This window comes from Nocardioides marinus (assembly GCF_013408145.1).
Classification (GTDB): Bacteria; Actinomycetota; Actinomycetes; order Propionibacteriales; family Nocardioidaceae; genus Nocardioides; species Nocardioides marinus.
On record NZ_JACBZI010000001.1, the window covers coordinates 3203318 to 3222870 of the forward strand.

Sequence of the window (19553 nt, forward strand, 5' to 3'; positions counted from 1 at the left end):
GCTCTCAGCGGTCACGCCCGTCCCTCCACAACGCCACGGCTGCCAGGCTGATCGCGTCACGCAGCTCCCCGTTCGAGAGCAGCGACGCCAGGTCCTCGACGTCCACCCAGACCACTCGGTCGACCTCCCCGTCGGTCGCCACCGGTTCTGCGTCCTGCTGGATCTCTGCATGGAAGGCGTGCACCGAGGTGGGGAGCAGCGAGGTGTCGACCTCGAGTTCCCCCAGGTGGTGCAGGTGGCGTGGCTCGAAGCCCGTCTCCTCACGGAGCTCTCGCGCGGCATCGTCCTCGGGTCGGTCGCTCTCGCGGAGGCCCCGGGGGAGCTCGAGTCTCTTGGCGCCCACCGAGGGTCGCCAGAGCCGCACGAGGGCGACCTGTCCGCCGCGCTCCGCCACGACCACGACTCCCCCACGGCCGCCCACCCTCATCCGGGTCTGCTCCCATGCGTGGCCGGCGTGGGTCACGGTGGCGGTCTCGACACTCACCGGCGGGTCTCCCGTCCCGCGCCAGACCTCCCGGAACTCCGGCTGCCCGGTCGTGCCGCTCACCCGCTGCTCACCGACAGTGACGCGTCGAGCCGACTCGGGAGCATGCTCCGCAAGGACGCCGGAGCGTCCCACGGGATGGCGACGGCGATGCTGAGCCCGAAGATCGACCAGGGGAGCCATCCCGAGCCGTCGTCGAGGCCAGGCACGGCGATGAGGACCGCCAGGGCTGCGAGGACGACGGACCTCACCAGGGTCCGTGCGTCCTCCCACATGCCCCTGGCGCTGGTCACCACGCCCGCCTTGTAGACCAGCGCCAGCAGGTGCCTGCGTCGGCCGCTTCTCGCGAAGGCCTCCTGCTCGGGTCGCGTCGCGTGCAGCACCTGCGCGAAGACCGCGGCCGGGGCGTCGACCGCGGTGCCGACCAGGTGCCCGGAGATCCGCAGCATCGACCGTCCCGCAGCATCCGCCGAGGCCTCGCCCTGCGGGGTGAACGACACCCATTCAGCGTCGTGCTGACGAGCCATGGCGGCGAAGTACGCGCCGTTGCACGCCGCTCGCAGGCGGCGCAGCTCGGCCCTGACGTGCGGCGGAGGGTCGGATGCGACTCCCCGGTCGTAGGCGTCGAACACGGCCGAGCGGCGGGCGAGCGCTGTCGCCTCGACCATCGCGTCGATGTCCGGGTGGGCCACCGGTGAGGACAGCCGCGGCAACGGCCCGAAGGCCGGCTTGGGGGTCCCGTCTGGTCTCGTGAGTATCCGTTCCATCCCCAGCCGACCCTGCTCGGAGGCTGAGATCCAGCGGTCCCACGCACCCGACAACGACTGATCGACCCAGGCCCTGCCCGCCCGACCACCGGCCAGCTGCCATCGAAAGCCGCCCTCAGGGTCGAGCAGGGCGTCCAGGGACTCCCGCAAGGTCTCCGCCCGGTGCAGCACCGTGATCGGCAGTTTGTGCCGCGTCGTCCCCAACAGATCGGCCAGGTCCTCGGGCGTGAGGCCCGCGAAGAACCTGCTGTCAGGAGCATCGCCTCGGTGACGAGGATCTGCCCACCGACCAGGTGGGCGAGTCGCAGGGCCCCGACCAACCGAGCCTCGACCTGACTGGCTGACTCCGCGTAGTCCTCGTAGAGGCGCCGCGTGGCGACGGAGTCCAGCTCTGCGACCAGGATCCGTCGGTGAAGCCCCCTCACGCTGGACCCGCCGGCCGACCGCGGGCGCGGTCAGCCCACCTCGCGCAGGTCGGCCGCGTGCTCGCGGTACCACGCGACCGTCGACTCGAGGCCTTCGCGCATCCCGATCGAGGCCTCCCAGCCGGCACCGCGGAGCTTGCTGACGTCCAGCAGCTTCTGCGGGGTGCCGTCGGGCTTCGAGGTGTCCCACCGGGTCTCGCCCTCGAAGCCCACGACGGAGGCGACCATCTCGGCGATCTCCTTGATCGTGGAGTCGCGGCCCGTGCCGACGTTGACCTGTTGCGGGCCGTCGTAGTGCTCCATCAGGTGCAGGCAGGCGGAGGCCATGTCGTCGACGTGGAGGAACTCGCGTCGCGGTGAGCCAGTCCCCCAGTTCGTCACCGACTGCGCACCGGAGGCGCGCGCCTCGTCGTAGCGACGGATCAGGGCGGGCAGCACGTGGCTGCCGGTCGGCGAGAAGTTGTCGCCGGGGCCGTAGAGGTTGGTCGGCATGGCGGAGATCCACGGCAGCCCGTACTGACGCCGCACGGCCTGGACCCCGAGGATGCCGGCGATCTTGGCGATCGCGTACGCGTCGTTGGTGGGCTCCAGGTGCCCGGTGAGCAGTGAGTCCTCGTGGATGGGCTGCGGCGCCATCCGCGGGTAGATGCAGGACGACCCGAGGAACAGCAGTCGCTCGGTCCGCACCTCCAACGCCGCGTCCATCACGTTGGTCTGGATGCGCAGGTTGTCGGAGAGGAAGTCGACTGGGTAGCTGTTGTTGGCGAGGATGCCGCCGACCTTGGCCGCCGCGAGCACGACGTAGCGCGGACGCGTCTCGGCGAAGAAGTCGAAGACCGCCTCCCGGTCGCGCAGGTCCAGCTCACCGGAGCGCCGGCCGACCAGGGCCGTGAATCCCTCCCCCTCGAGCTTCCGCCAGATCGCGGAACCCACGAGACCACGGTGCCCTGCGACGAAGGTCGTGGCCTCGCGGTCCAACGGTCGGGGCTCGAAGATCCCCTCAGACACCGGTGATCCCGGGGTTGCCGATCTTCGGCCAGCCCTCGAGCGCCACCTGGTCGTACCACGGGCGCCCCTCGTGCTCGAGCGCCGCGATGTCGGCGTCGACCATGATCCGGGCCAGCTCGTCGGTCTGCACCGCGGCCTTCCATCCGAGCTTGGCCTCGGCCTTGGAGGCGTCGCCGATGAGCGCGTCGACCTCGGTGGGCCGCAGGTAGCGCTCGTCGAAGCGGACGTGCTTCTCCCAGTCCAGGCCGGCGTGCTCGAACGCCGTGACCACGAAGTCACGCACGGTGAAGTTGCCGCCGGTGGCCAGCACGAAGTCGTCCGGCTCGTCGGCCTGCAGCATCCGCCACATGCCCTCGACGTACTCCGGGGCGTAGCCCCAGTCACGGACGGCGTCGAGGTTGCCGAGGTAGACGTGGTCCTCCAGCCCGGCCTTGATCCGGGCCACTGCGCGCGTGATCTTGCGGGTCACGAACGTCTCGCCACGGCGGGGGGACTCGTGGTTGAACAGGATGCCGTTGACGGCGAACGTGCCGTATCCCTCCCGGTAGTTCTTCGTCACCCAGTAGGCGTAGACCTTCGCCGCCCCGTACGGGGAGCGCGGGTAGAACGGCGTCTCCTCGTTCTGCGGCGGCGGCGTCGCGCCGAACATCTCCGAACTGGAGGCCTGGTAGTAGCGGCAGTCGACGCCGGCCAGCCGGACGGCCTCGAGCAGGCGCATGGCCCCGACGCCGGTGGTGTCCCCGGTGTGCTCGGGCTCGTCGAAGCTGACCCGCACATGCGACTGGGCCGCGAGGTTGTAGACCTCGGTCGGCTGGATCTCGTGCATGAGCGTCACCAGTCGCGCGCCGTCGGACAGGTCCCCGTAGTGCAGGAAGAGCTTCGCGCCCTCCGAGTGCGGGTCCTGGTAGAGGTGGTCGATGCGGGAGGTGTTGAACGTCGACGCCCTGCGGATGAGCCCGTGGACCTCGTAGCCCTTGCCGAGCAGCAGCTCGGCCAGGTAGGAGCCGTCCTGGCCGGTGATGCCGGTGATGAGTGCGCGTCGCATCGGTGTTCCCTTCACGGTTTTCTGAACTGTCCGAGGCTATCGGACCTCTTTAACGTCTCCCACCGGCCGGGTGTCCGCCGTGTAACGAATCGCTGCCCCCGATGGTCGAGATACGATCGCAACCCACGCGCCGGTCTAGGTCCGATCGCAGCGAGCCACGAGACCCCTCAGCGAATCCTGAAGGGCGTGTCACTCACGTCGTAGAAGTAGTTGCCCCGGGCCTCGACCATCACCCACGCCGCCTCCGCGCTGATGCCGGCGGGCAGCCGCACCTTCTTCTTGCCGTCGTTGCGGGTGTTGTTGGCCAGCACGGTGTCCCAGGTCTGCCCGTCGTCGGTCGACAAACGGATGCGCACCTTCTTGGCGAGCTCCTTGGTGCCGTTGACCTTCCACCGGACGCCGACCTTCTGGCCTGCGTGCTCGGTGCGCCCGCTGAACTGCGAGCGCATCAGGAACGGCCCGGCCGATCGCTGCACTTTGATCGCGACGTCGGCGTACGACGTGCCACCGCCGTTCGCGTTGCCGTCCCGCGCGGTGAGGCGGAAGTGCATGGTGCGTCGACCGACGTTGGCGGCCCCTCGGTAGTCCTCGGTGGGGAGGAACTCGGAGTAGCAGTCGAGCACCTTGTCCCGCGCGGACGTGCCGGATACGCCGGGACAGGTGCCGGTCTCGGCGTTGGTGCGCCCGCGCAGCACCTGCTCGAGGTCGGGGAACCACCGGGTCGGCTCGCTCGAGGCCGTGTTCTGCCCCGGCGACGGGCTCTCGAGGGCCCCCGAGCCGGACACCCGGGCGTTGTCGCTGAACTGCCGGAACAACGGCCCGAACACCCTGTCGTTGCTGAAGAGCGCCGTCCCGATGCCCGGGTCGTCCTGCTCCCAGGAGAAGGTCAGCGGGTCGCCGTCCGGGTCCGTCGCCGACCCACTGAGCCTGAAGGGCGTGCGGACCGGGATCGTCGTGCGCGACGGCGCCGTCACCTCGGGGCGCGAGTTGCCGGAGGGCTCGTCCTCGCCACCGTGTCGTGCCGGGCCGCCGTGCGCGATCTCGACGACGCGTGCCTGCACGCCCTCGCCACCCGTGGCGACCAGCTCGGGGTGGCCCTGCCGCGCCCCACCGATGTCAGGCTCGAGGCTGGAGGCGTAGACGATCTGGAAGCCGGCGTCCGAGGGTTGCCCCGCGGCGGCCGCGGTGGACGAGACCTGACCGAGGTAGGGGTCGTAGTCCCAGCGCGCGATCCGCACGTCGGTGCCCACGAGGTCACTGACGGCGGACTGCACCGCCGCACGGGTGTAGCCGGTGCCGCGGGTCAGCGTGGTGCTGCGCTCGCCGAGGCTGAGCGTGACGGTGTCGCCGTCGGTGTCGAACTCGGAGAGCGACACCTGCTGGACCTCGACCACGTCCTCTTGGTCACCGGCGACGTAGCCGCCGACCTCCTCGATGGAGTGCTGGGAGAAGTACGGGTCGGTGTGCGCCTGCAGGTCGTCGGCACCACAGATGCCGGCGTAGGCCATGACCGACGATCCGGAGCCGGGCTCGACGGAGGCGTCCGATCCGTTGGCGCCACAGAAATCGCCGTCGCCGTTGAACGTGTGCGAGGCGGAGAACTGGTGGCCGATCTCGTGCGCCACGTAGTCGATGTAGAAGACGTCGCCACGCGGCTGCGTCAGTCCGGTGCATCCGCCGCCGGCGTAGTCGCGACCGGCGACACCCAGCCAGGCCACTCCCCCGCCGTCGACGCCCAACGTCAGGTGCCCGACGTCGTACGCCGACGCACCGATCAGGTTGCCGAGCACCAGCCGCGTTCGCCCGAGCGTGTCGGTGCCGCAGCGGTCGAGCATCCCCTCGCCCTGCTCGACGGCGTCGTCGAAGCAGGGCGATGAGCCGCACGGCCCGTCGGGACCGGTCGCCGCGGCGTCGGTGTCGAGGTTGAGCTCCTCGGAGTCCTCGACCAGCAGGAAGCGGATCGCGAGGTCGTCGTTGTAGATCTGGTTGAGCCGGGTCACCAGCGCGACCTTCGCGGCCAGCACGTTCTCGCTGCCCCAGTAGTCCGCGTACGTCGGGTCGTTCAGCAGCGCCAGCCGGTACGTCCGCCGCACCACCTCACCCGCAGGTGGTCGAGCAGCGAAGGCCGTCTCACGGCCTGAGCGAGCGTCGGGACCACTACCGCGGCCTTGTGGGACGAGGACGTCCGCCGGTGGTCGAGCAGCGAGGGCCGTCTGACGGCCTGAGCGAGCGTCGAGACCACCCACCGCAACGAGGTGCCGAGATCCCCCAGAGGTGCCGGCGGGCTCGACCAACCACTCCCGGGACCCGCGCACGGACGCCGACACTCCGAGCGGGGTCACGGCGACGGACACGGTCGTGGCGGGGTCCTCGACCGACCTACCGGAGTAGGCCACCAGGTCCGGGTGCCGAGCAGCCAGCGCCGGCTCCATCACCTCGACCGGCTCGACCTCGAACCCGACCACGTCCCCACCGGGCGCAGGCAGCTCGAGCACGTTGCGCCGAAGCTCCCGCTTCACCGCCCGCCGATCGACCCGCACGAGCTCTGTGCCCCGCTGGTCGAGGTGCGAGCGCAGCGAGCCACGAGACCCCAGAACCTCAACCCCAGGTGGTCGAGCAGCGAGGAGCGCCAGCGACGAGCGAGCGTCGAGACCATCCTCCGCCAATCGAGCAGCGACCGCGCGACCTACGGGTGGTCGAGCAGCGACGAGCGCCAGCGAGGAGCGGGCGTCGAGACCACGGCTGCCTGCAGACTCAGGCCCAGCCGCAACCGCCGGCGCCCCAACGAGCGACCCGGCAAGGACAGCGACAACAAGTCGCCGCACGCTCAGCCCCCTAGCGCCCAGCGCCCGAACAGCGTGCCGGAGTCCTCCAGCAGCATGGTGAGCTCCAACGGCACGTTGATGGGCGCGCCCTCGGTGGTCCGCGGGTAGGCCCCCGCCACGAGCCGCGGCACGGTGGTGGCAGCGACCTCGTCGACGCATCCCTGGAAGACCATGTCGCGCGACAGGTGCGGCCCGCCTTCACAGAGCTGAGACATCCAGCCGCGCTCAGCGAGCGTGGCCTTCAGCTGGGGCAGGTCCACCCGGTGGGAGCCGAGCTCGAGGATGTGCTCGTCACCCAGGATCTCCCGTGCGGCCGGCAGCCCGTCGGAGCGGGAGCAGGTCGCGAGGTAGACCGACCCGGCCGGCGCTCCCTGGAGCGCCTCGGGCACCTGGGCCTTGCGCGACACCAGCACGATGGGTACGTCGGTGGGCGCGTACTTCTCGGCCTTGGCGGTGCCGGCTCCGACGATGATCACGTCGGCCAGGCCGCGCAGGGTCGAGAAGACCCGGTGGTCGGCGGCGTTATTGATCGAGGCGGTGCGCGCGTCGTCGCCGGTGGCGGAGCCGTCCACGGTGCTGACCATGCCGACCCTCAGCCAGGGTCGCCCGGCCGGCGGAGCGTAGAGCTCAGCCAGGTCGGCGTCGGTGATGTTCTCATTCGGCGCTGCGCCGGTCAGGACTCGCATCGTTACCTCGTCACCCGGTTGAAGACGGCGGGGTTTCCCGCTGCTCCCTAGGGTCGCACCCCGGCGTCACGCCGCGCCGCACCACCCCCGATCGAGGCGGTACAGACCAGCGGAGGGGCCCTTCCGGAGGACGAGGACCCCAGTGCTGCCAGGGCTCGCGAGGCCGCCCCCTCAGTGTTCAACCACGCGTAACACGGACGAGATGCACCGATGGGTGAAGAGAAGTAAAGTCAGGCATCGCGTCCGGTCGGGCGGACCGCGATCCAGCCCCTCATCGCCGAGGGGATCAGCACCACACGCACGCGCGGAAACATGGGACGAGCAGCGATGACCCTCCTGTCGGAGACCACCAGCCGATGGTCTGGCGCCCGCAGCCGTTACCTCCGTGCCCTGCCGATCACGGCGCTGGCCATCGACATCGCCATCATGGTCGGCATCGGCCTCGTCGCCATCGTCGGTCGGCGTGAGCTCGACATCTTCACCTCGTCGGCCGACGTCGAGAGCAGCGTGACCATCGCCGGCCCGCTGATCATCGCCGGCTGGATCGCCACGATCGCCCTCACCGGCGGGTACAAGCGGGATCTCTTCGGAGCTGGGACAGATGAGTACCGGCGGGTCTTCAACGCGAGCGTGATCGCGGCCGGCCTCTCTGGCGTCGGCTGCTACTTGGCCAAGTACGACCTCTCCCGCGGCTTCTTCCTCCTCGCGTTCGGTCTCGGCATCCCGTCGCTTCTGGTCGGTCGGTTGCTCCTGCGCCGCGCGGTCCAGCAGGCTCGTAAGCACGGTTCACTGCGCCAGCGGGTGCTGATCGCCGGTAGCCGCTCGCACGTGGACGAGATCGCTGCCGTGCTCCGCCGGGAGACGTGGCTCGGCTACGAGGTCGTCGGGGCGCTCACTCCGGAGTACGACCTTGCCGAGGAGACGGGGTCAGGAGTCCCTGTTCTCGGCAACACCACCGAGGCTACGCAGTTGGTCGCCCTCGCCGAGGCCGACGTCATCTTCTTCGCGGGAGGGTCCGTTGGTGCCTCCAGCCAGTTCAGGAGCTCGCTGTGGGAGCTCGAGCGCCACGACGTCCAAGTGGTGATCGCCCCGAGCGTCACCGACATCTCCGGCGAGCGCATCAACATCCGCCCCGTGGCGGGACTTCCGCTCATCCACATCGACCCGCCAACGTGGTCCGACGCTTCCCGCTGGGGCAAGCGGACCTTCGACCTCGTGGGCTCCGCCGTGCTGCTCGCGACCTTCCTGCCGCTTCTGCTCTTCATCGCCGTGCAGATCAAAGTGCATGATCGCGGCCCCGTGCTCTTCCACCAGACTCGGACCGGAAAAGACGGCCGCGAGTTCTCCTGCCTGAAGTTTCGGACGATGGTCGTAGACGCCGAGGCCAGGCTTGCTGCACTGCAGCAGGAGATCGGCTTCTCTGGAGGCCTGTTCAAGATGCACGACGACCCACGAGTGACAGCTCCGGGTCGATGGCTGCGGCGCTTCTCGCTGGACGAGCTGCCTCAGCTCATTAACGTCCTCCGCGGAGAGATGAGCTTGGTGGGTCCACGCCCCCCCCTTCCACACGAGGTCGAGACTTACGACGATCGCACGTCCCGACGCCTGCACGTGCGGCCGGGCATGACTGGCTTGTGGCAGGTTTCTGGACGCTCAGACCTCACTTGGGCAGAGACAGTCCGCCTCGACCTCTACTACGTGGACAACTGGTCGATGCTGCAGGACCTGTCGATTCTGGGCCGGACGATCTCAGCGGTCCTTGGCAGTAGAGGTGCGTACTAGGTGGGATGCTCACGAAGGCTGTCCACCCTGTTGTTGGGTGCGGTTTACCCGACATCCAATGGGGCCGGTGATCGCCGGGGCATGATGCAGCGGTAGGTGACACTGTCACCAAAGGCTCCACCACACCCAGCGCCGCCATTCCGCGCTCGGCCTTCAGACCCCAATCGAGTACGAGTATGCCTCACTCGCAGACACCTTTCCCGCCTGAGGACCCATCACCATTAATGGAAACCAGAATGTAGTCAGGTCAGCGTGTCAACCAGACTGGGGCCAGACCCCGCATCCGAGTGGCACAGCTCGGTGCAGCAGCCCCGGTGACCGGGCTACCGCGCTACTAGGGGCACTGCAGGGCGGCAGTTCCGGAGGTAGACGTACTTCTGATCCAGCCATCGAAGTGGCCAGGGTCGGGGCCGGCCCGCCTTGCCAACTCGACAGATCCCACGCGTGACGCTCCCGTCGAGCAGGCGATTCATGAGTCGCAATTCCCGCCGGTAGGCCCAAAGCCAACCCTGCCAGCCCGCCCGAGGCTGGCCGCGCCTCAGACTCTCAGGCGCTAGGATCTCGAGCGACGCGCCCGCCCATAGCGACAAACTCTTGGGATTGCGGACCCTCTCGTCACCGGCCAACGAGCGGGCAATGTACGGGTTTCAGTTCCACGCACTACGCGTTCAGCCTCCGCCAAAAGGCCTCGCGCCACATCGCGATCTGCTGCAAGGGGATCCTGAGTCCCACTGCCGTACCAGCAACGACTGCCTGAGCGATGGCCCGGTCCGTGATCCCGTCAGGCATGACGACCTGCAGACCGGTGTCGCGAGATATTTCGCGAGCCCTGTTGTCAATCGCCAAGACGGCGGCCGAACATCCCCTTTGCAGCGCTCGCACCCCAGCATGCAGGCGCGTACCGAAATAGTCGACGCCCGGGGTCAGGCATGAGTTCAGAGTGTCCAGACCCCAACCTACTTCAGTAACCCCCTCGACCTGAAGATCAGACCGGTAATAGACCAAGTCCTGCTCGGCCATTCCCACGAACAGGACACGCTCATAAAGACGCGCAAGGCTTCTGAGCATGCTTACGTCCCGAGCGGGATCGCGGTTGTAATCAGTCACCGTGGTGACAACCGTGTCGGGTCGACTTGTCACAGATGACGCACTGCTGCCGGCCAAGGACCACATCGTAGGACATCCGGTATTTACGACTTCGAAACCCAAGCGCCGAACCTTTTCCTCTGTGTAGGAGTCACGGACGGAGTGAAGAGCCGAGGGGTCCAAGATCCTCTTCAACAGTGCTCGAGAATAGCCGTTCGGGTCATCTTGATACTGCCACCATCCAACTCCGCAGAGAACAATCTTGCGCCTCATCGACCAAGCCAGATCCGGGGTCACGAGCCATTGGCGATTGATCTCCATGCGCGACTTCAGCATGTTCGATCCGCCAGCGACCAACAGGTCCGCCCTTCGAAGCTGAAGTACTTCACCCAGTGAAGGATGCCGATGCGTCGAATAAGACGGCCACTGATCACTGCCGAACTCAACCAGCTCTCGCCGGATGGCCTGCGTGATCACATGGTCACCCGCGTTCTCTGAATACTTTGAGACATCCAATAGACCTACTGTTCGCATGGCCTCATCCTATTCCAAAGACTGACGTTCCAGATGACTGCCCCCAGAGCCGTGCCGAAAGCCAGCCCCCATGCCGCGGACGCGGATGATCGAAAATAGATCAATAGGAGTGCGACCACAAGTGCACTGACTGTCACGACTGCTACTCTCACTACCACCAGCAGCCGTGGCATACCAAGTGCCTTCAGCGCAAGTCCTCCGAGAGTCCCGCTACCGAGAAGGACTGACTGGATGGCGAGAGGTGTAGACGTTTCCCGAACAATCGACTCTAAGTCGGGATCCAGGACACCCGCACACGCCCACACTAAAATCAACGAGACAGCGGACGCGCAGCTAGTGCCAAGACTTGCAATCGCCACGAACCTGAAGTAGCTACGCAGACTCAATCCCTCAGCCCACTTACGAAGTACCACGACCCTCACCCCGATAAGCGCAATCCCCGGGAGGGCGAAGAGCGACTGTGTTAGTCGTAGACCGGCAGCCGCCACTGATGGCAACAGCAATGAACTGACGAGCACGACAAGATGGCCATAACCCACCGAGGACAGGTAGTCAAGAGCGTAGGTGAGGCCCCGACGAATCGAGAAGGCCGAATCGAAAGGCGCGTCGCCATCACTGTCAAGCCAAGACGAGGCGCCGAAAATACCCCAAGTGCACGCGATAAGAACACCCGCTGAATAGCCAGCCGCAACGGCATCCGCCGATTGCGTCAACATCGCACTAACCCCCACCAGAGCAGGGGCCGCGGATGAGGAAGCCAACAGTCGAAGAACCTTCCCTGCAATGGCGAGTTGGACCCGTATCACCTCGTAGATACACGCTGGGGCTACCGAAGCGGCGATAATTCCAACAGGGACTTGGTCAAAGGCGAAGCCGATAGTCAGCATGACAGTCGCCCCCCCCAGTGCAATCTGGGCTAGCGCACGCCCACTCGGAAGTCCCCTAGCCCCGCGCACTAACCACTGATCGACGATGACCGTTGAGATCAAGCCACTCGTCAACTGCGTCGCCGTCAGGGCTAGAGCCATGAGGCCAAATGACTCTTGAGGGGCCACGAGCGCCAGACAAAGAAGCGTAAAGGCAGAGCGGAAGGACGTCAACACCTGGTCGACCAGAGGCGCCAACTTCCTCAAACTACACATCCGCCCGTCGAGTCATGACAAAGAGCGGGAAAACTAGAAAAAGGGCGATCCCGAAGTTCAACGCCAGATTGCCTCGGAAGGTTGTAAGAAGAAGCGCGGGCGTCGCGGCATAGGCCAACATGACAAAATCTGACCGACGGGATCTCGCGGTGAGGTAAAAGGCTTGCAGACCGTACCCCATGACACCAAGGCCAATTCCGACTCCTAACCATCCGGAGTCGCTATAGAAATCTCCCAACACTGAGAATTGCGTATTCGCCTTGTCGACCGCATAGTGCTCTGGAAACATACGTGAATACAAGTCCTCGTCGTAAGTTTTCGGCTTACCTTCCCATAGGGCAGATGGCACCCAGTGGACAAGAACTGTATAGAGAGTTTCGCCGTGTCGTTGCTGCCACAGGTACCCCTCCGTCGCAAGGAGTGCAGACATCGAAGGCGCCATCTCAGTCGTCCCGCCCTGAAAAAGCGTCCCCAGGATCGCTTGAGCCGACAATTCTGCCTCCAGTCTTGCCCCCCCACGAAGTTCCGAGCGCTGGACCTCAAGAGTGTAGAACACCCCCACTAAGAGGACGGCACCAGCTGCGACCGCAGTTCCTAGGCGTGGACTCCGCTTCTTCTCGAGAAGGAAGATGGCAGCGAGCGACAACAGAAGATACAACACAAATGCGCGCTGGCCAGTCAGACTGAAGCGCATTGCGAATATCGCACTTGCTACCAAACAGAGGGCAATGTCGCCAGCATTCTTGCTTCTCAACCACGAGAGTAGCGAGATATTGGCAAGCGGCACCAAAACCAAGGGCAAGTAGTAGACGTACGCGGAAGTGCCACCGAGTGATGCCTGAAATCCGAGAACGGAACCTGCTGCCCCGAGCACAAGGAAGACGACCTGACCGAATCGAAGCGGGCGCCGGACTTTTCGCTCTTCGGTCAAAGACACTGTTCGGTCGCGGGCAAGAAGAACGCCACCGAAAAACGACAGTTGCCCCACAAGCGCTAAGAGCTCGACGTTTACAAGTTGAGCGGGAAAGTTATAGGTGTCTCGCAAACTGGTGTCGCCGGTAGACGCCATCAGAAGAGGGCGGATACCGAAGATGATTGCCCAAACTAGCGAAAAGATGACTGAAGGCGACAATAGGTCGATCTTGGCCTCGCGAATAGTCAGTCCAAGCGAGAGTGTGGCCACGCCAATGATGATGGCGGCGATCCAAACATAACCGGGAGCATTGTTCAGCGACGAGGCCCACAAACCGGCCGCCCCCGTGACAATTGTCGTCCAGAAAAGCACCGTCGCCACGGCCGCCTGACCGCCCTTTGGGCCATGAGGCGCCGAAGCCGTGCGCCCAAGTCGCGCCGTCATGGCAAAGTAGATCTCAACGAGTCCGGAGCCATGCCACTGTCTCCGCTACACCGTCGGCGACCGAAATAGGGTCCGGCCCCGGAAGCAACTGATAGAGTTCCTTCTCCTCGTAAACCATATCAGTCAGCATGTTATTGAGACGAAAAGTAGTCAACGGCGGCTCAAGGAATTGGGTTGCCTTCAACAGGTCACCCAGGGTGGCAAGCCCCTGAAGGACGGACCTCGGCACGTCCGGCGCAGGTCGTCGCCCGAGTTGCCGGGCGACCTCATCTGACCAACCATACATGTCCAGAGGTTCCCGGTCCTTCAGCCAGTACACGCCTCGGTCCCACTTGCTTGGCTCCAAGCCGAGCATTCCCGAGATTTGGGCGACTATGTTCCCCACGTATCCGAATGACTTAACTGGATGCAAGCCAGCTGCTTTGAGGAAACGCCCCCGAGCCACGACTTTGAAGAAGTCGCCGTATGGCGTGCCGAACCACGGACCCCAGATCGACGTGGGACGAACTATGCACCACTTGTGACTAGCTCTCTGTCGTACCACCAATTCACCGACAATTTTGGATTCACCATAAACTGTCGAGGGGGCATAATCAAACACCCCTGCCGGCCTGTGATCTATCGCAAACACTAGACGCGAACTTGCATAAATCGTCGGAACGTCGCGCTCATTCGAAACTTCGCAAACATTCTCAACGCCGACGGTATTAGCCGAGTAGTCGGCCAAGGATCTGCCGCCGAGATCTGTGCGTGCCGCTAAGTTGATCACGAAATCGGGGTCGAACTCGGCGTACGCTCTCGTCAAGGACTTGAGATCGCGAATGTCGCCGTAGCGATAAAGATCCCATTGTTGGGGATCCATCGGAGGTTTCACGTCGTACCCCATGACGTCCGACCCTTGCCGAAGGCTCCTCAATAGATTGGTTCCAATGAACCCACTTGCACCTGTCACCAGGATGCGACGAGTCACTGGCGGAAATCCTCTCTGACATGGCGGGTTGCTACTGGCCGAGCTGGGACGCCGCCAACCACTTGGTACTGACCAACTGGAGCGGTGACTACTGCTCCGGGCAAGACCACTGAGCCCTCCTCAATAGTGACGCCTGGGCCCACGAAAGCCCTGGACGCAACCCAGACCCCGGGACCCAAGACAATGGGCCTATTGGCATATCTAAAAGCACGATCTCTAATGTCGTGGCCCGCGGCAGCGAGAAAGACGTCGTGCGCTAACGCGGTATCGTTCTTCAAGTGGACGGTATCCAAGTTCAGGATCATGGTCCCCTCGCCGATCCACACGTCGTCATCACAGATCAGTTTCCACGGGAAATGAATCCTGACGCCCGGCCGGATATAGAATCGTTTGCCGATCTTCGCGCCGAAACGGCGGAGTACGATCTCTTTTGCTCGACTCGGCCAAGGAAAAGTGGTCTCTATGAATAGAAACCGAGCCAACCTCCAAGCCACCTCGACCCAAACCGGTCGACCACGGTCTAGATCCGCTCGAAAGTCAGCCAGTCGTGGGTAAGTGCTGCTCATCCCCAGACTCCTCCGTCCGTGGCCGCCTGGTAGACATTCTCTAGTGTGTCCGCCACCGCCTCAACGGAAAAATATTGCTGAACCGTGTTGATAGCTGCGTCGGAGCAAACAGCCCACACGCGCTCAGTTTCAAGAAGCTTGAGGACGCCTTCCGCCATCGACTCCGGCGTTCCGTCCGTGACGACGACACCGGCACTGCCTTCTAGTTCAGCCGAGATGCCGGTTTGGTCGGTGATTACCGATGGCAGTCCATGGCTCATGGCTTCAAGCAGTGACATCGGGAACGGCTCATTCACACTGGGCAGGACGTAGATCGATGAGTCCGTGTAGACACTTGCGACATTCGGTGGGGAAACTGGCCCCACATAATCGATGAGACCGCTAGGCAGGGACTCGATCATGCGTCGGACCTCCGGCAGATCCCCTTCGTCGGGACCGTAGATCGCGAACTCCGCGTCGAGTCCTCGCTGCGCAAGAATCCTTACCATCTCTACGAAAGCCGGTGCGCGCTTACGAGGCGCTAGACGAGCTAGAAAAATCACTCTTGGACGCTCTCGCCATCGGGCTCGCGTCGCTGGCATTGTAACGCCGTTTCGAATGGACTCGATCAACTGCGGACCCCTCGAAATATTGGCGATCTCCAACTCTTCCCGCTCCGTTAGCGTCAGGTGTATGGCCCTTGCATACGCATATCGGACGAAGATTCTGTCCATCAGCCTGGCGACTCGGCGTTGGTCGCGGACGATCATGCCGTGCGCTTGCAAGACCAGGGGGGTCCGTCCCGGCGTCAGACGAGGTAACGCCACCTGAACCAAGTCTCGGGAGTAGTGGAGGTGCACCACATCATGACTCCGCGCAAGTTTGCGATAGCGCAGCAGCAATCCCGGCGAGATCGTGCCAAAGAAGCTCCTCGTAACTCGGAAAGCGCGATGTCGCTTGATCGAGATGCCCGGCGCCGATATGGGGGCCTCTCCGTCCCAGCCCATGAGCAAGGTGACCTCGTGTCCCCGTTCGGACAACGACGCGCACTGTGAAAGCGCGACGGTCAACGGTCCGCCATAGCTGCCGAGGCTGTCGAGATAGGTCACGACTTGGAGGATTCTCACCTCCCGACCACGCGATCGAAGTCGTGCCACTGACAAACGCAGGTTGCGTCTTCGGGAGACCACATCATGCTATGCGAAGGTCCGCGCTCGAGGGCTCACAGGAGCATGCCCGCGCCAACAGTGACACCGCTAGCCTCGTCAATGAGAATGAAGGAGCCCGTCGCGCGGTTCTTGCTGTACGAATCGCATAGGAGTGGCAATGTGGTCCGAAGCTGGACCCGCCCGATCTCGTTCACCCCGAGTTCCTTGGTCTCCTGATCACGGTGGAGCGTGTTGACGTCCAAGCGATACTGAATGTCCTTGACCAACGCTCGCGCCGTGCGCGTCGTGTGCTTGATGGCCAGTTTCTGGCGCGGCTTGAGAGGGGCGGTCGTCATCCAGCAGACCATGGCGTCGATGTCCTGACTGGGCTGCGGCGCGTTCTTGATGCGCGCAATCATGTCGCCCCGGGAGACGTCGACATCGTCGGCGAGGCTAATCGTCACGCTCATTGGCGGGAACGCTTCCGGCACCTCCTGGTCGAAGAGCTCGATCTTGGAGATCGTGGACGTCATGCCCGACGGAAGGACGACCACCTCGTCGCCGGGCTTCAGCACGCCGCCGGCAACCTGTCCCGCGTACCCACGGTAGTCGTGGAACTCGTCCGACTTCGGACGCACGACGTACTGTACGGGGAACCGCGCGTCGATCAGGTCTCGGTCCGAGGCGACGTGCACGTGCTCGAGGTGGTGCATCAGCGTGGGTCCGGAGTACCACGGCATGTTCTCGCTGCGGTTGACCACGTTGTCGCCCTGGAGTGCTGAGATCGGGATGACCTCGAGGTCGGGGATCGACAGCTTGGTCGCAAACTGAGTGAACTCGTCGTGAATCTTCTCGTAGATCGTCTCGTCGAAATCGACTAGGTCCATCTTGTTGATGGCCAGCACCAGGTGGGGAACGCGCAGCAGCGAGAGGATCACTGCGTGCCGGCGAGACTGCTCGGTCAGGCCCTGACGGGCGTCCACCAGCACCAGTCCGAGGTCAGCGGTCGAGGCGCCTGTCACCATGTTCCGGGTGTACTGCACGTGGCCCGGGGTGTCGGCGATGATGAACTTCCGATTCGGCGTCGCGAAGTAGCGGTAGGCCACGTCGATGGTGATGCCCTGCTCGCGCTCGGAGCGAAGTCCGTCGGTGAGCAGAGCCAGGTCGGTGTAGTCGTAGCCCTTGCCCTTCGAGGTCGCCTCGACGGCCTCGAGCTGGTCCTCGAAGATGGACTTGGAGTCCAGCAGCAGACGACCAATGAGCGTGGACTTGCCGTCGTCGACGGAGCCGGCGGTCGCGAAGCGCAGCAGGTCCATGTTGGTGGTGACGTTCTCGACGGCCTGTTCGCCGGCGGTGGGGGTGTCGGTGGCCATCAGAAGTAGCCCTCCTTCTTGCGGTCTTCCATGGCGGCCTCGGAGAACTTGTCGTCACCGCGTGTGGCGCCACGCTCGGTGACGCGTGCGACGGCGATCTCCTCGATGATCTCCTCCACCGTGCTGGCCGTGGACTCCACGCAGCCGGTGAGGGTGATGTCGCCACAGGTGCGGAAACGGACGGTGCGCTCCTCGGCGACCTCGCCGTCCTTGCACGGGTTGAGCGGCGTCTCGGTCATCAACATGCCGCCGCGCTCGAAGACCCGCCGCTGGTGGGAGAAGTAGATCGAGGGAATCTCGATGCCCTCCCGGGCGATGTAGGACCACACGTCGAGCTCGGTCCAGTTCGAGATCGGGAAGATCCGCATGTGCTCGCCCTCGTGGAGGCGGCCGTTGTAGAGGTTCCAGAGCTCGGGGCGCTGGTTCTTGGGGTCCCACTGGCCGAACTCGTCGCGGTGGGAGTAGACGCGCTCCTTGGCGCGGGCCTTCTCCTCATCACGCCGGCCTCCGCCGAAGGCGGCGGTGAAGCCGTTCTCCTCGATGGCGTTGAGCAGCGTGCCGATCTGCAGACGGTTGCGCGAGGTCTTGCCGTCGTCGACGACCACGCCGTTGGCGATGGCGTCGTCGATGCTGGCGACCACGATGTTGACGCCCAGGCGGTTGACCCAATTGTCACGGGTCTGGAGCACCTCGGGGAAGTCCAAGCCCGTGTCGACCTGCAACATCGGGAAGGGGATCTTCGCCGGGTAGAAGGCCTTCTCGGCCAGTCGGAGCATCACGATGGAGTCCTTGCCGCCGCTAAACATCAGCACCGGCTTCTCGAACTCCGCCGCGACCTCGCGGAAGATGTGGATCGACTCCGCCTCAAGCTGGTCGAGCTGACTCAGCCGGTAGTCGGCGTGGGTGTCGGGCATGCGAAACAGACCTCTCCTCTGGGAAGCAGGCCTCATCGTAGCCATGCGCGGCCCGTGCGCCACTCCGCAGTGCCGCGGCGGGACGGCGGCTGTGTCGGTTCTCATGGCCCGACGATCTTTACCGACGACTATGTCGTCGAGGTTGCGTCGTCGTGACGACTGCCGGTGTTCACGACGAGGTCGCTGCCGCGGCGTACCCAGGAGCCATGAAGATCGCCGTCGCCGGCCTGGGCTACGTGGGCCTTGCCAACGCCGTCATCCTCGCCCAGCATCACCAGGTGTGGGCCGTGGACGTCGACCAGTCACGGGTCGACGCCGTCAACGAGCGGCGCAGCCCCATCGTGGACGACGACCTGAGCGAGTACCTCGCCCACTGGGCGCTCGACCTCCGGGCGACCACGGACACCACGGCCGCGTACGCCGCGGCCTCCTTCGTCGTCGTCGCGACCCCGACGGACTACGACCCTGCGACCCACCACTTCGACACGCGCACCGTCGAGCAGGTGATCCGCGACGTGCGCGAGATCAACCCCACAGCCGTGATCGTCGTCAAGTCCACGGTCCCGGTCGGCTTCACCGCGCGCATGCGCGGCGAGCACCTGGGGGCGCACATCGTGTTCAGCCCCGAGTTCCTCCGTGAGGGACGAGCCCTCCACGACAACCTGCACCCTTCCCGCATCGTGGTGGGCGACCGCACCGAGGACGGCAAGCGGTTCGCCGACCTGTTGGTCGAAGGGGCGGCCGACAAGACCGTTCCCGTCCTGCTGACTGACTCGGCCGAGGCGGAGGCGATCAAGCTCTTCTCCAACACCTACCTGGCGCTGCGGGTGGCCTACTTCAACGAGCTCGACACCTACGCCGCACGCCACGGGCTGTCGACCGCCCAGATCATCGGGGGCGTCGGTCTCGACCCCCGGATCGGCAACCACTACAACAACCCGAGCTTCGGCTACGGCGGCTACTGCCTGCCCAAGGACACCCGGCAGCTCCAGGCCAACTACCAGGACGTCCCGCAGAACCTGATCAGCGCGATCGTCACTGCCAACACGACCCGCAAGGACTTCGTCGCCGCTGACATCCTGCGCCGCTCCCCCCGAACTGTGGGCGTCTACCGCCTGGTGATGAAGGAGGGCTCGGACAACTTCCGGATGTCCTCCATCCAGGGCGTGATGAAGCGGCTCAAGGCAAAGGGAGTCGAGGTCGTCGTGTACGAGCCCACCCTCGACTCTGACTCGTTCTTCAACTCTGAGGTCGTCCACGACCTCGGAGAGTTCAAGGCCCGCTGCGACCTGATCATCGCCAACCGCCGCGCCGAGGAGCTCGACGACGTCGAGGACCGCGTCTATACCCGCGACATCTACGGAAGGGACTAGCGGGCGAAGCCCGAATAGCCCCGTTCTCCCTCGCCTTGATACGAAAACGCTGAGAGGTTCGCGGGACAGAAAGGGCGCACGAGGGGGCA

14 protein-coding genes are annotated in these 19553 nt (G+C 64.8%); 2 read left to right on the plus strand and 12 right to left on the minus strand.

All coding sequences use genetic code 11. The features are described 5' to 3' along the window. Positions 1-4: 4 nt before the first annotated feature. The 6 genes from BKA05_RS15200 to BKA05_RS15225 form a co-directional block, all read right to left on the minus strand. Positions 5-547: an NUDIX domain-containing protein gene (locus tag BKA05_RS15200; protein WP_179532180.1), complete on the minus strand. Its 543-nt coding sequence runs from the start codon at positions 545-547 to the stop codon at positions 5-7. After that, positions 544-1422 carry a hypothetical protein gene (locus BKA05_RS15205; protein WP_179532181.1) on the minus strand — a complete coding sequence of 293 codons (879 nt, stop codon included), beginning with the start codon at positions 1420-1422 and terminating at the stop codon, positions 544-546. The genes BKA05_RS15200 and BKA05_RS15205 overlap by 4 nt, the downstream gene beginning before the upstream one ends. 284 nt (positions 1423-1706) lie before the next feature. Continuing rightward, positions 1707-2684: an NAD-dependent epimerase/dehydratase family protein gene (locus BKA05_RS15210; protein ID WP_179532182.1), complete on the minus strand. Its 978-nt coding sequence runs from the start codon at positions 2682-2684 to the stop codon at positions 1707-1709. Continuing rightward, positions 2677-3729 carry a GDP-mannose 4,6-dehydratase gene (gmd, locus tag BKA05_RS15215; RefSeq protein ID WP_179532183.1) on the minus strand — a complete coding sequence of 351 codons (1053 nt, stop codon included), beginning with the start codon at positions 3727-3729 and terminating at the stop codon, positions 2677-2679. Before gmd ends, BKA05_RS15210 begins: the two co-directional genes overlap by 8 nt. 167 nt (positions 3730-3896) lie before the next feature. After that, positions 3897-5822 (minus strand): reprolysin-like metallopeptidase, encoded by a 1926-nt coding sequence (locus BKA05_RS15220; protein ID WP_179532184.1) that lies wholly within the window; start codon positions 5820-5822, stop codon positions 3897-3899. Between the two features lie 734 nt (positions 5823-6556). Beyond that, positions 6557-7240, minus strand: a complete 684-nt coding sequence (locus BKA05_RS15225) for a dihydrofolate reductase family protein (protein WP_179532185.1) — start codon at positions 7238-7240, stop codon at positions 6557-6559. A 327-nt stretch (positions 7241-7567) separates the two neighbouring features. Here BKA05_RS15225 and BKA05_RS15230 point away from each other — a divergent pair, with 327 nt between their 5' ends. Then, positions 7568-9022: a sugar transferase gene (locus BKA05_RS15230; protein ID WP_218842423.1), complete on the plus strand. Its 1455-nt coding sequence runs from the start codon at positions 7568-7570 to the stop codon at positions 9020-9022. A gap of 660 nt (positions 9023-9682) precedes the next feature. Here the strand turns inward: BKA05_RS15230 and BKA05_RS15235 are convergent. From BKA05_RS15235 to cysD, 6 genes are all read right to left on the minus strand, one after another. Next, complete coding sequence (locus tag BKA05_RS15235) at positions 9683-10642, minus strand: polysaccharide pyruvyl transferase family protein (RefSeq protein ID WP_246289809.1); 960 nt, start codon at positions 10640-10642, stop codon at positions 9683-9685. Positions 10643-11776: 1134 nt separating this feature from the next. After that, entirely contained in the window at positions 11777-13078 is a 1302-nt protein-coding gene (locus BKA05_RS15240) for an oligosaccharide repeat unit polymerase (RefSeq protein WP_179532188.1), read from the minus strand. Between the two features lie 76 nt (positions 13079-13154). Beyond that, on the minus strand, positions 13155-14111 hold the full coding sequence (locus BKA05_RS15245; protein ID WP_179532189.1) for an NAD-dependent epimerase/dehydratase family protein: 957 nt from the start codon (positions 14109-14111) through the stop codon (positions 13155-13157). Positions 14112-14673: 562 nt separating this feature from the next. Further along, a complete protein-coding gene (locus tag BKA05_RS15255; RefSeq protein WP_179532191.1) occupies positions 14674-15765 on the minus strand; it encodes a glycosyltransferase in 1092 nt (363 codons plus the stop codon). Between the two features lie 113 nt (positions 15766-15878). Continuing rightward, positions 15879-17177 carry a sulfate adenylyltransferase subunit CysN gene (gene cysN / locus BKA05_RS15260; RefSeq protein WP_179532192.1) on the minus strand — a complete coding sequence of 433 codons (1299 nt, stop codon included), beginning with the start codon at positions 17175-17177 and terminating at the stop codon, positions 15879-15881. Continuing rightward, positions 17177-18091: a sulfate adenylyltransferase subunit CysD gene (cysD, locus tag BKA05_RS15265; protein WP_179532193.1), complete on the minus strand. Its 915-nt coding sequence runs from the start codon at positions 18089-18091 to the stop codon at positions 17177-17179. The genes cysN and cysD overlap by 1 nt, the downstream gene beginning before the upstream one ends. A 206-nt stretch (positions 18092-18297) precedes the next feature. Between cysD and BKA05_RS15270 the strand changes: the two genes are divergently transcribed. After that, the gene (locus tag BKA05_RS15270) at positions 18298-19464 is read left to right on the plus strand and encodes a nucleotide sugar dehydrogenase (protein WP_179532194.1); all 1167 of its coding nucleotides are present in this window, start codon (positions 18298-18300) and stop codon (positions 19462-19464) included. The last annotated feature ends 89 nt before the right edge of the window (positions 19465-19553 follow it).